Source organism: Hydrogenophaga sp. L310, assembly GCF_055703065.1.
Map to the genome: position 1 here is coordinate 13974 of NZ_JBVPZA010000003.1, position 12635 is coordinate 26608.

Genomic DNA, 12635 nt, shown 5'->3' on the forward strand with positions numbered 1-12635 from the left:
CTCGCATGGCTGCCGCACGGACAGCACCCGTTTTGCAGGAGTTCCCATGGCCATCATCGCCAGCATCGTCGTTGTTCTCGTCGCGCTCCTGCACCTCTACTTTCTGGTGCTGGAAATGTTCCTGTGGGACAAGCCGGCCGGCCTGAAGGCCTTCGGTAACACGCCGGAGAAGGCCGCGGCCACCAAGGTGCTCGCCGCCAACCAGGGGCTGTACAACGGCTTCCTGGCCGCGGGGCTGCTGTGGGGACTGCTGCTGGGTGCCGAGGGCTTTGGCGTGACGGTTTTTTTCCTCGGTTGCGTGCTGGTGGCGGGCCTGTACGGCGCAGCCACTGCCAGCCGGAAGATCCTGTTTGTGCAGGCGTTGCCGGCGGCCATCGGACTGCTGCTGGTGTTCCTGTCGCGTACCGTCTGAGGTGTGGAGACGTCAGCCGCTGTCGCCTGGCACAGGGTTTTCGACCCACACCACCTTGTCGTGCTTGGCCGAGAGAATGACGCTGTCTATCTGGCCGGCCTTCTCCACGAACACCGGCCCGCGCTTGGTCTGGGCGCAAATGCTGCCGAACCGGTTCTTGGCTTTGGTGGGTGTGACGCGCATGGTGGGCTCCTGGGATGAATGGCCGTTTGGCTATTGAACTGGCCTTGCGGGTTCGTCCCGACTTGCGGCGGCAGGCTTGTCTCGGTCATAATTGACGTTTACGTAAACGTCAATCAAGGTGCGAACTTGAACCTCCAGACCTTCGAACCCCGCGACACGGATTTCGCCGCCCGCGTGCGCGCCAGCTTCGAGCGCCAGGCCGCCATGCGCACCCTGGGCGCCACGCTGGCCGCGGTGCGTCCCGGCCAGGTGGAAATCACCCTGCCGTGGGCCGAGCCGCTGACGCAGCAGCACGGTTTCCTGCACGCCGGCATGGTGTCGACCGCCCTCGACTCGGCCTGCGGCTACGCCGGGTTTTCGCTGATGCCGGTGGAGGCCGCGGTGCTCACCATCGAGTTCAAGATCAACCTGCTGGCCCCGGCCAAGGGCGAGTCCTTCCGCATGGTCGGCACCGTCATCAAGCCCGGGCGCACCGTCACGGTGTGCGAGGGCCATGCCTACGCCATCGAAGGCGGGCGCGAAAAACTCATCGCCACCATGGGCTGCACGCTGATGGCCGTCGTCGGCCGCGACAACATCCAGGGCTGAACCCCACTTTTTTTCTTTTCAGGAGACACCCCATGAACAACCTGCCCGGCCTCAACTTCCAGCTCGGTGAAGACATCGACGCGCTGCGCGACGCGGTGCGCGAATTTGCGCAGGCCGAGATCGCGCCCCGCGCCGCCGAAATCGACAAGAGCGACCAGTTCCCCATGGACTGCTGGCGCAAGATGGGCGAGCTGGGCGTGCTGGGTATCACCGTGTCCGAGCAGTACGGCGGCGCCAACATGGGCTACCTGGCGCACATGGTGGCCATGGAAGAGATCAGCCGCGCCAGCGCCTCGGTGGGTCTCTCCTATGGCGCGCACAGCAACCTGTGCGTGAACCAGATCAGCCGCAACGGCACACCCGAGCAGAAGGCGAAGTACCTGCCCAAGCTGATCAGCGGCGAACACGTGGGCGCGCTGGCCATGAGCGAACCCGGTGCCGGCTCCGACGTGATCAGCATGAAGCTCAAGGCCGAAGACAAGGGCGGCTACTACCTGCTCAACGGCAACAAGATGTGGATCACCAACGGCCCCGACGCCGACACCCTGGTGGTCTATGCCAAGAGCGAGCCCGAGATGGGCGCGCGCGGCGTCACCGCCTTCCTGATCGAAAAAGGCATGCCCGGATTCAGCATCGCGCAGAAGCTCGACAAGCTGGGCATGCGCGGCAGCCACACGGGCGAACTGGTGTTCCAGAACGTCGAGGTGCCGGCGGAGAACATCCTGGGTGGCCTGAACATGGGCGCCAAAGTGCTGATGAGCGGCCTGGACTACGAGCGCGCCGTGCTCACCGGCGGTCCGCTGGGCATCATGCAGTCGGTCATGGACAACGTGATTCCCTACATCCACGACCGCAAGCAGTTCGGCCAGAGCATCGGCGAGTTCCAGCTGATCCAGGGCAAGGTGGCCGACATGTACACCGTGCTGCAGGCCGCGCGCAGCTTCGCCTACACCGTGGCCAAGAACCTGGACCTGCTGGGCACCGACCACGTGCGCCAGGTGCGCAAGGACTGCGCCTCGGTCATCCTGTGGACCGCCGAGAAGGCGACCTGGATGGCCGGCGAGGGCGTGCAGATCTACGGCGGCAACGGCTACATCAACGAGTACCCGCTGGGCCGCCTCTGGCGCGACGCCAAGCTGTACGAGATCGGCGCCGGCACGAGCGAAATCCGCCGCATGCTGATCGGGCGCGAGCTGTTTGCCGAGACCTGCTGAAACACCGATGGACATCGGGGTGAACCGGCCTTGCCCGACAATGGCCGGGCTGTTCAACAACTTCTGATTGCCTCATGAGCTCATCGCTGCAAGACCTGTTTGACCACAACCGCGAATGGGCTGCGGCCATGGTTCGCGAGAAGCCCACCTTCTTCACCGACCTGCTGGCCCAGCAGAGCCCGCAGTACATGTGGATCGGCTGTTCCGACAGCCGCGTCCCGGCCAACCAGATCACCGGTCTGGCGCCCGGCGAGGTGTTCGTGCACCGCAACGTGGCCAACGTGGTGGTGCCGACCGACCTGAACTGCCTGTCCACGATCCAGTTCGCGGTGGACCAGCTGCAGGTGAAACACCTGATGGTGGTGGGCCACTACGGCTGTGGTGGTGTGAAGGCCGCGCTGAACGACACCCGCGTGGGTTTGGCCGACAACTGGCTGCGCCACATCAAGGACGTGCGCGACCGCCACGCCGCGCTCATCGCGGCCACGCCCGAGGACTTCCGGGTCGAGGTCCTGTGCGAACTCAACGCCATCGAGCAGGTGATGAACGTGGCTCAGACCACGGTGGTGCAGGACGCCTGGGCGCGTGGCCAGTCGCTCACGCTGCACGCCTGGGTCTACGCCCTGAGCGACGGCCTGTTGCGCGACATGCTGATGACGGTGGACGGCCCGGGCGGGCTCGAATCGATCTACCAGGCGGCCCTGGCGGGTGTGGCGGCCAAACGGCGGAACACGGCTGCCTAGAGCAGGCTGAGACAGCCGCCCCAAGGCCTTGCATGTTTCCCCAGCGACTCGACTCCACCGTGGCCTACGCCATCGCCAAGGCGATGATGGACGGCTTCAACCGCCACTACCGGCTGTTCCGCACCGAGTCGGCGCGCGCCAAACACCGCTTCGAGACGCGCGACTGGCGCGGCCAGCAGCGCGCGCAGCGCGAGCGCATCGAGTTCTACGACCTGCGCGTCAACGAATGCGTGATGCGCCTGCACAAGGAGTTCAAGGCCGAGCAGCAACCCATGGACGTGTGGGAGCAGGTCAAGCTGCATTACATCGGCCTGCTGGTGAACCACCACCAGCCCGAGCTGGCCGAGACCTTCTTCAACTCGGTCTGCACCAAGATTCTGCAGCGGGCCTATTTCCAGAACGACTTCATCTTCGTGCGCCCGGCGGTCTCCACCGAGTACATCGAAAACGAGGAGCCGCGGGCCCTGCCCACCTACCGCTGCCATTACCCGACCGCAGACAACATGGAGGCCGAGGTGCTGCGCATGATCGCGGACTTCGACTTGCGGGTGCCCTTCGAAGACCTCGCGCGCGACGCCCATCTGGTGCTCGAAGCCATGAAGCCGCACTTCGACCACGTGAAGCTGCGCGCCAACTTCCAGTTCCAGGTGCTCTCGGGCCTGTTCTTCCGCAACAAGGGCGCCTACGTGGTCGGCAAGATCATCAACGGCTTCCAGGAAGTGCCGTTCGCGCTGCCCATCCTGCACAACGAAGACGGATTGCTGGTGATCGACGCGGCGCTGTTCGGTGAAGACGACCTGCTGATCCTCTTCAGCTTTGCGCGCGCCTACTTCATGGTGGACATGGAAATCCCCAGCGCCTATGTGCAGTTCCTGCGCAGCATGATGCCGCGCAAGCCGCGCGCCGAGTTCTACAACGCGCTCGGTCTGGCCAAGCAGGGCAAGACGCTGTTCTACCGCGACTTCCTCTTCCACATGCGGCATTCCACCGACAAGTTCCGCATCGCGCCCGGCATCAAGGGCATGGTGATGCTGGTGTTCGACCTGCCGAGCTTTCCGTTTGTGTTCAAGGTCATCAAGGACTTCTACCCGCCGCAGAAAGACACCACGCGCGAGCAGATCCGTGGCAAGTACCTGCTGGTCAAGCAGCACGACCGCGTGGGCCGCATGGCCGACACGCTGGAGTTTTCCGAGGTGGGTTTCCCGCGCGAGCGGTTCACCGACGAGCTGATCGCCGAGATCCAGAAATTCGCGCCGAGCCAGCTGGAGATCAGCGACCGCAACGGGGACGGGGACATCGAGGTCATCCTCAAGCATTGCTACATCGAGCGGCGCATGATCCCGCTCAACATCTATCTGCAGGAGGCGTTTGATGCACTGCGGGGCGAGGGGGCGGACGACCTGTCGCTCAAGCGCGCGCGCCAGCAGCTCACCCGCGCCGTGGTCGAGTACGGCAACGCCATCAAGGACCTGGTGGCGGCCAACATCTTCCCGGGCGACATGCTGTGGAAGAACTTCGGCATCACGCGCCACGGCAAGGTCGTGTTCTACGACTACGACGAGATCGAGTACATCACCGACTGCAACTTCCGCCGTGTTCCCGCGCCGCGCAACGAAGAAGACGAGATGTCGGGCGAGGTCTGGTATCCGGTGGGTCGCCACGACGTGTTCCCCGAGACCTTCGGCCCCTTCCTGCTCGGCAACCCGATGGTGCGCGAGGAGTTCATGAAGCACCACGCGGACCTGCTCGACGCCGCCTTCTGGCAGGCTCACAAAGAGCGCATAGCCGCGGGCCATGTGTTTGACGTTTTTCCCTACGAGCGCGACCGGCGCTTCCATGTCCAGGCGGACAAAGAACTTTTAGCTTGAACTTTCACAGGAGATTTCCATGAACCCAACAGATCCCATCGTCATCGTCGGCGCCGCGCGCACCCCCATGGGTTCGTTCCAGAGCGACTTCGCTTCCCAGTCCGCCCACGACCTCGGCGGCGTGGCCATCCAGGCCGCGGTCGAGCGCAGTGGCGTGGACAAGTCGCTGGTCGACGAGGTGCTGTTCGGCAACTGCCTGATGGCCGGCCAGGGCCAGGCGCCCGCGCGCCAGGCCGCGCTCAAGGGCGGGCTGCCGCTGTCGGCCGGCGCGGTGACGCTGTCCAAGATGTGCGGATCGGGCATGAAGGCCACCATGCTCGCGCACGACATGTTGCTCGCCGGCAGCGCCACGGTGATGGTGTCGGGTGGCATGGAGAGCATGACCAACGCGCCCTACCTGATGCTCAAGGGCCGCGGCGGCTACCGCATGGGCCACGACAAGATTTACGACCACATGATGCTCGACGGACTGGAAGACGCCTACGAAGCCGGCCGCAGCATGGGCACCTTCGGCGAAGACTGCGCCGCCAAATACAGCTTCACCCGCGAGCAGCAGGACGCCTTCGCCATCGCCTCGGTGACGCGCGCCAAGGCCGCCACCGAGAGCGGCGCCTTTGCCAAAGAGATCGCGCCCGTGACGGTGAAAGACCGCAGCGGCGAACGCGTGGTGTCGGTGGACGAAGGCCCGGGCAAGGTCAAGCTCGACAAGGTCACTTCGCTCAAGCCCGCGTTCAAGAAAGACGGCACCATCACCGCTGCCAGCAGTTCCTCCATCAACGACGGCGCCGCCGCGCTGGTGCTGATGCGCGAGTCCACCGCGCTCAAGCAAGGCCTGAAGCCGTTGGCCCGCATCGTCGGCCACGCCACCCATGCGCAGGAGCCGAACTGGTTCGCCACCGCGCCCGTGGGCGCCACGCAGAAGTTGCTGGCCAAGACCGGCTGGGCGGTGGGCGACGTGGACCTGTGGGAAATCAACGAGGCCTTCGCCGTGGTGCCGATGGCGCTGATGACCGAGCTGTCGATCCCGCATGAAAAGGTGAACGTGAACGGCGGCGCCTGCGCGCTGGGCCACCCCATTGGCGCCAGCGGTGCGCGCATCCTGGTGACGCTGCTGTACGCGCTGCAGGCGCGTGGCGGCAAGAAGGGCGTGGCCACGCTGTGCATCGGCGGCGGTGAAGCCACGGCGATGGCCATAGAACTGGTCTGACGCTGCGCATGGCAACGGTTCTGGTCATCGGCGCGTCGCGCGGCATCGGCCTCGAATTCGTGCGCCAGTACCGCGAGGCGGGTGAGCGTGTGATTGCCACCGCGCGCGACGACGCCGGGCTGGAGCGCCTGCGCGCGCTCGGTGCCGAGCCGCTGCGGCTGGATGTGGGGCAGCCCACCAGTGTGAGTGCGCTGTCCTGGCAACTCGATGGCGAGAAGCTGGATGTGGCGCTCTATGTGGCGGGCGTGATCGATCGCGCCAGTGCCACCTCGCCGCCCACCCAACCGACCTTTGACCGCGTGATGCACACCAATGTGATGGGCGCCATGCAGGTGATCCCGCAGGTGTTGCCCCTGGTGGAAGAAGCCGGTGGCGTGTTCGGTGCGCTGTCCAGCGCCATGAGCCAGATCGGCAGCGTGCCGGGCAGCAACAGCTGGCTCTACCGCGTGAGCAAGGCGGCGCTGAACATGGCGGTGAGCAGCGCACGATTCGACTACCCGAAGGCCCGGCTGGTGGCGCTGGACCCGGGCTGGGTGCAGACCGACATGGGCGGCGGCGCTGCGCCGCTGACGGTCGAGGCCAGCGTGCGCGGTTTGCGCGCCGTGCTCGCCAGCGTGACACCCGAAGACAACGGCCGCCTGATCCACCACGACGGCCGGCGTGCCGAGCACTGGTAAGACTTTCAAAACATCAACGAGACACACAACATGCTGCTGACCGAAGACCAGGTGATGATCCGCGACGCCGTGCGCGCCTTTGCCCAGGAACAGCTCTGGCCCAACGCCGCGAAGTGGGACAAGGAACACCATTTTCCGAAGGACGTGCACAAGGGTCTGGCCGAGCTGGGCGCCTACGGCATCTGCGTGCCCGAGGCGCTGGGCGGCGCGGGGCTGGACTACCAGACCCTGGCCATCGTGCTCGAAGAGATCGCCGCGGGTGATGGCGGCACCAGCACCGTGATCAGCGTGACCAACTGCCCGGTCAACGCCATCCTCATGCGCTACGGCAACGCCCAGCAGCAGGAGCAGTGGTTGCGCCCACTGGCCGCCGGCCAGATGCTCGGCGCCTTCTGCCTGACCGAGCCACACGTGGGCTCGGACGCTTCCGCACTGCGCACCACCGCGGTGAAAGAGGGCGATGAATACGTGATCAACGGCGTCAAGCAGTTCATCACCAGCGGCAAGAACGGGCAGGTGGCCATCGTCATCGCGGTGACCGACAAAGGCGCCGGCAAGAAGGGCATGAGCGCCTTCATCGTGCCGACGGCGGCGCCGGGTTATGTGGTCGCGCGACTGGAAGACAAGCTGGGTCAACACAGCAGCGACACGGCGCAGATCAACTTCGACAACTGCCGCATCCCGGCCGAGAACCTGATCGGCAACGAGGGCGAGGGCTACAGGATCGCCCTCAGCGCGCTAGAAGGCGGGCGTATCGGCATCGCGTCACAAAGCATCGGCATGGCGCGCAGCGCGTTTGAATGCGCCGTGAAATACGCCAAGGAACGTGAGAGTTTCGGCCAGCCCATCTTCAACCACCAGGCGGTGGGCTTCAAGCTCGCCGAGATGGCGACGCAGATCGAAGCCGCCCGCGCGCTCACGCACCACGCCGCCGCGCTGCGCGACGCCGGCCAGCCCTGCCTGAAGGAAGCCGCCATGGCCAAGCTGTTCGCCAGCGAAATGGCCGAACAGGTCTGTTCGCAGGCGATCCAGGTGCACGGCGGCTACGGCTATGTGAGCGACTTCCCCGTTGAGCGCATCTACCGCGACGTGCGCGTCTGCCAGATCTACGAAGGCACGTCCGACGTGCAGAAAATCATCATCCAGCGGGCGCTGTAGGCGCGAGCGCTCCGCCGGCGCGACGTGCCTCCACCCAGGATGCGGTGGAACCGGCTTTGCCGGGCCACTCGCATCGCCCCCTGGGGGGTGACGGCGAAGCCGGCGCGGGGGGTAACATCCAGCTATGAAGATCATCATCTTGGGCGCTGGCCGCGTGGGCGAGAGCGTCGCGGAAAGCCTGGTTTCCGAGCAGAACGACATCACCGTTATCGACCAGGATCCGGCGCGGCTGCGGCTGCTGGAAGAAAAGCTGGACCTGCGGGGCGTGGTGGGCAATGGCATCCAGCCCTCCGTTCTGCAGGAAGCCGGGGCCCGCGATGCCGACATGGTGATCGCGTGCGCCGCGGCCGATGAGGCGAATCTGGTGACCTGCAAGGTGGCGCACGACGTGTTCAACGTGCCCACCACCATCGCCCGCCTGCGCTCGCCAGAGTTTGTCGAAGGCGATGAACTGCTGGGCAAGAACGGCTTTTCGGTGGACCACGTGATCTGCCCCGAAGAGTCGGTCACGCGCTACATCCACCAGCTCATCAGCTACCCCGAGGCGCTGCAGGTACTGGAGTTTGCCGATGGCCGCGCCAGCCTGATTGCCATGCGGGCGGCCTACGGCGGTTCCCTGGTGGGGCACACCATCGGTGAGTTCCGCGAGCGTTTTCCACACGCTGAAATGCGGGTGGTGGCGCTGTACCGTCTCGACACCGAAATGGAGGCCACCAAGACCACCCGCATCCTGGCGGGCGACGAGGTGTTCGTGCTGGCCGACACCGACAAGATCCGTTACGTGCTGGGCGCCATCCACAACATCGACAAGCCGGTGCAGCGCCTCATGATCGCGGGCGGTGGCAAGGTGGGCCTGCGTCTGGCGCGCAGCCTGGTGGGACAGTGCGAGGTGAAGATCATCGAGCGCGACAAGACGCGCTGCGAATACCTGGCCAGCCAGCTGCCGTCTAGCATGCTGATCCTGCAGGGTGACGGGGCGGACGAAGACCTGCTGCTGGAAGAAAACGTGGGCCAGATGGACCTGTTCCTCGCGCTCACCAGCGACGATGAAGACAACATCATGTCGGCCATGCTGGCCAAGCGGCTCGGCGCCGGGCGCGTGATGTCGCTGATCAACCGACGCGCCTACGCCGACATGATGCAGGGCAGCACGATCGACATCGCCATTTCACCGGCGCAAGCCGTCATTGGTGAACTGCTGACGCACCTGCGCCGCGGCGATGTGGTGGCCGTACACAGCCTGCGCCGGGGGGCGGCCGAAGCGCTGGAAGGCGTGGCGCACGGCGACGTGAAAACGTCCAAGCTGGTGGGCCGCAAGGTCGAAGAGGTCAAGCTGCCCAAGGGCACGCGCATCGGGGCCATCGTGCGCGGCCAGGGGCGCAGCTCGAAGGTCCTGATGCCGCACCACGACACGGTGATTGAAGCCGATGACCACATCATCATCTTCATCCCGAACAAGCGTCTGGTGCGCGAAGTCGAGAAACTGTTCCAGGTGACCGCCACCTTCTTTGGCTGAATTCCGCAGGGTCGCCATGCCGTTTCTGCGCATCTTTCCCGTGCTCGGCGCCATTGTGATGGTGTTCGCCCTGACCATGCTGGTGCCGTTGGGCGTATCCGCCTGGACGCACGATGGCGCCGAAGCGGCGTACCCCATCGCCATGCTGGTCACCTTCGCGGCGGGCCTGGCCATGCGCAGCGCGGTCTGGCGCGTGGGTCGGCAGCTGGACCTGCAGGCGCGCGACGGCATCCTGCTGGTCGGGATGGTGTGGACCCTGCTGCCGCTGTTCGCCAGCCTGCCCTTGCTGCTCTATTTCTCGGGCACAGCCTCGCCCATGTCGTTCACCGACGCCTACTTCGAGTCCATGTCGGGGCTGACAACAACCGGGGCGACGGTGCTGGTGGGCCTGGACGCGCTGCCTGCCTCCATCAACCTCTGGCGCTGCTTCCTGCAGTGGCTGGGCGGCATGGGCATTCTGGTGCTGGCGGTCGCCATCCTGCCGATGCTGGGCGTGGGGGGCAGCCAGCTCTTTCGCGCCGAAGCGACCGGTCCCATGAAGGACGCCAAGCTCACGCCGCGCATCACCGAAACCGCCAAAGGCCTGTGGAGCGTGTACAGCCTGTTGTCGCTGGCGTGCGTGCTGGGTTACTGGCTGGCCGGCATGCCGGCGCTGGATGCCTGGATCCACATGTTCTCGACCCTGAGCCTGGGCGGCCTGTCGTCGCACGACAGCAGTTTTGGCTTCTTCCAGTCGCCCGCCATGGAGTGGGTGGCGATCGTGTTCATGCTGCTCGCCAGCTGCAATTTCGCGCTCTATTTCGTGGCCCTGACCAAGCGCAATCCGGGGCGCATCTGGCGCGATGCCGAGTGGCGCGGTTCCATGGCACTGCTGGTGGGTTCGAGCGTCTTCATCGCCGGTTTGCTGCTCTTCAAGGGCACCATGAGCGATCCGCTGGAGACCCTGCGCGTGGCGCTGTTCAACGTGGTGTCGATCGGCTCGACCACCGGCTACTCCACCGTGGACTACACCACCTGGCCGGTGTTTGCGCCGCTGTACATGATCATGCTGTCGGGCATTGCCACCAGCGCCGGGTCCACCGGGGCAGGCATCAAGATGGCGCGGCTGGTGATCCTGTTCAAGCAGGCCAAGCGCGAGATGGCGCGCATCGTGCATCCGCGCGCGGTCAACCCCGTCACGCTCGGCGGCCACCTGATCGACAGCAGCACCATCTTTTCGGTGCTGGGCTTCATGCTGGTGTACGGCGGCACGATCATCGGCCTGACCATGTTGCTGCTGTTGACCGACATGCCGTTCGACACCGCGTTCACGGCCGTTGTGGCCAGTGTCAACAACATGGGGCCCGGGCTCAACGAGGTGGGTCCGGCGGGGAATTTTGCGGGCCTGACCGATTTTCAGACCTGGGTGTGCACGGCGGCCATGCTGCTGGGCCGGCTGGAAATGTTGTCGTTCCTGGTGCTGTTCACGCCCGGCTTCTGGCGCAAGTAGATCGCGCCCATGTACACGTTGCTGCCGGTCCTGAACGTGTTTTCGCGCATCCTGTTTGCGTTCGCCTTCAGCTTTCTGGTGCCGCTGGCCTGGGCCTGGAGCGAAGACCACGAGCAGTACCGCTACGTCTGGGAAGGGGCGTTTGCGCTGGCCGCGCTCAGCGGCCTGGCGCTGTGGGCCGCCACGAACCGCCACCGCCGCGAGCTGCAGGCGCGCGACGGCTTCCTGCTCGTCAATCTGGTGTGGATCGTGCTGCCGGCCTACGCCGCTTTGCCGCTGCTGTTCACGGTGCCCGGCATCGGCTGGACCAAGGTCTATTTCGAGGCCATGAGCGCGCTCACCGCGACCGGGGCCACGGCGCTCTCCGGGCTGGACTACCTGCCGGTGTCCGTCAATGTGTGGCGCTGTTTCCTGCAGCTGGTGGGCGGCCTGGGCATCATGCTGCTGGTGGTGGCGGTGCTGCCCATGCTGGGGCTGGGGGGCTACCAGGTCTACAAGGCCGAAACGCCAGGGCCCATGAAAGACGCGAAGTTCACACCGCGCATTTCCGAGACGGCGCGCGGGCTCTGGGGGGTCTATGCCGCTTTCTCGGTGGCCTGCATGCTGGCCTACCGCTGGGCCGGCATGAGCTGGGCCGACGCCTTCATGCACATGTGCACCACCATGGGCCTGGGTGGCTTTTCATCGCACGACGCCAGCCTGGGCCACTTCAGCTCGCCGACGATCGAGGCCGTCGCCACGGTGTTCATGGCCCTGGCCGGCATCAGTTTCGTGCGCTATTTCATCGTGATCCGCAGCCGCTCGCTGCGGCCCATCATCCGCGACCGCGAGATCCGCACCTACATCAGCGTGCTGCTGGTTTCGATCATGCTGGTCGCCAGCCTGCTGCTGGGGCACGGCGTTTACGACGACTTGGCCCTGGCCCTGCGCACCAGTGCCTTCCATGTGGTGTCGCTGGCCACCACCACCGGCTACGCCTCCACTGACTATGCGCAGTGGCCGGTGTTCGCGCCGGTGCTGCTGCTGTTCCTGGGCTGTTTCGTGTCCTGTGCCGGCTCCACCGGCGGCGGGATCAAGATGGTGCGTATGGTGTTGCTGATCAAACAGGCGCGGCGCGAGCTGGTGCGCAGCATCCACCCGCGCGTGGTGAACCCGGTCACGATGGGCGGCGCCATCCTGCCCATGTCGGTCATGAACGCCACCTTTGGCTTCATGCTGATTTACGGCGCGGTCACCATGGGCCTGACCATGCTGCTGCTGTTCACCGGGCTGGACATCGTGACCGCGTTCTCCGCCGTGGTCGCCACCGTCAACAACATCGGTCCGGGGCTGGGACAGGTGGGGCCGACGAGCAACTTCGGCGTGCTGAGCGACTTCCAGATCTGGGTGCTGACCTTCGCCATGCTGCTCGGCCGGCTGGAGCTGCTGACCGTGCTGGTGCTGTTCACGGGCTCCTTCTGGAGGAAGTAGAGAGCACCCCCCGCGCCGCCTGCGGCGTCACCCCCCTCCAGGGGGGCGGCACTGGCCGTCCGGCAAGCCGGCCCGGCGGTGCCCTGGGTGACGGCACTTCGGGCGCGACT

Annotated in this window: 12 protein-coding genes; 11 read left to right on the top strand and 1 reads right to left on the bottom strand. The window is 65.5% G+C overall.

The features are described 5' to 3' along the window. Positions 1 to 46 precede the first annotated feature (46 nt). Positions 47 to 412 carry a DUF1304 domain-containing protein gene (locus AC0GNO_RS06730; protein WP_472888768.1) on the top strand — a complete coding sequence of 122 codons (366 nt, stop codon included), beginning with the start codon at positions 47 to 49 and terminating at the stop codon, positions 410 to 412. 12 nt (positions 413 to 424) lie between these two features. Here the strand turns inward: AC0GNO_RS06730 and AC0GNO_RS06735 are convergent, their stop codons facing one another. Beyond that, positions 425 to 595: a hypothetical protein gene (locus AC0GNO_RS06735; protein ID WP_472903447.1), complete on the bottom strand. Its 171-nt coding sequence runs from the start codon at positions 593 to 595 to the stop codon at positions 425 to 427. A gap of 126 nt (positions 596 to 721) precedes the next feature. Between AC0GNO_RS06735 and AC0GNO_RS06740 the strand changes: the two genes are divergently transcribed. The 10 genes from AC0GNO_RS06740 to AC0GNO_RS06785 all read left to right on the top strand — a co-directional run bounded on the left by AC0GNO_RS06740 (position 722) and on the right by AC0GNO_RS06785 (position 12525). Beyond that, positions 722 to 1183: a PaaI family thioesterase gene (locus AC0GNO_RS06740; RefSeq protein WP_472903448.1), complete on the top strand. Its 462-nt coding sequence runs from the start codon at positions 722 to 724 to the stop codon at positions 1181 to 1183. Between the two features lie 32 nt (positions 1184 to 1215). Beyond that, entirely contained in the window at positions 1216 to 2397 is a 1182-nt protein-coding gene (locus tag AC0GNO_RS06745; RefSeq protein ID WP_472903449.1) for an isovaleryl-CoA dehydrogenase, read from the top strand. A 74-nt stretch (positions 2398 to 2471) separates the two neighbouring features. Continuing rightward, complete coding sequence (can, locus tag AC0GNO_RS06750; RefSeq protein WP_472903450.1) at positions 2472 to 3140, top strand: carbonate dehydratase; 669 nt, start codon at positions 2472 to 2474, stop codon at positions 3138 to 3140. Positions 3141 to 3172: 32 nt separating this feature from the next. Then, a complete protein-coding gene (gene aceK, locus AC0GNO_RS06755; RefSeq protein ID WP_472903451.1) occupies positions 3173 to 5008 on the top strand; it encodes a bifunctional isocitrate dehydrogenase kinase/phosphatase in 1836 nt (611 codons plus the stop codon). A 19-nt stretch (positions 5009 to 5027) separates the two neighbouring features. Further along, positions 5028 to 6215: an acetyl-CoA C-acyltransferase gene (locus AC0GNO_RS06760; protein WP_472888763.1), complete on the top strand. Its 1188-nt coding sequence runs from the start codon at positions 5028 to 5030 to the stop codon at positions 6213 to 6215. An 8-nt stretch (positions 6216 to 6223) separates the two neighbouring features. Further along, the gene (locus AC0GNO_RS06765) at positions 6224 to 6892 is read left to right on the top strand and encodes an SDR family oxidoreductase (protein WP_472903452.1); all 669 of its coding nucleotides are present in this window, start codon (positions 6224 to 6226) and stop codon (positions 6890 to 6892) included. 30 nt (positions 6893 to 6922) lie between these two features. Continuing rightward, entirely contained in the window at positions 6923 to 8050 is a 1128-nt protein-coding gene (locus AC0GNO_RS06770; protein WP_472903453.1) for an acyl-CoA dehydrogenase family protein, read from the top strand. A 124-nt stretch (positions 8051 to 8174) separates the two neighbouring features. Further along, positions 8175 to 9566, top strand: a complete 1392-nt coding sequence (gene trkA / locus AC0GNO_RS06775; RefSeq protein WP_472903454.1) for a Trk system potassium transporter TrkA — start codon at positions 8175 to 8177, stop codon at positions 9564 to 9566. Positions 9567 to 9582: 16 nt separating this feature from the next. Beyond that, entirely contained in the window at positions 9583 to 11055 is a 1473-nt protein-coding gene (locus AC0GNO_RS06780; RefSeq protein WP_472888759.1) for a TrkH family potassium uptake protein, read from the top strand. Positions 11056 to 11064: 9 nt separating this feature from the next. Beyond that, positions 11065 to 12525 (top strand): TrkH family potassium uptake protein, encoded by a 1461-nt coding sequence (locus AC0GNO_RS06785; protein ID WP_472903455.1) that lies wholly within the window; start codon positions 11065 to 11067, stop codon positions 12523 to 12525. Positions 12526 to 12635: the final 110 nt, after the last annotated feature.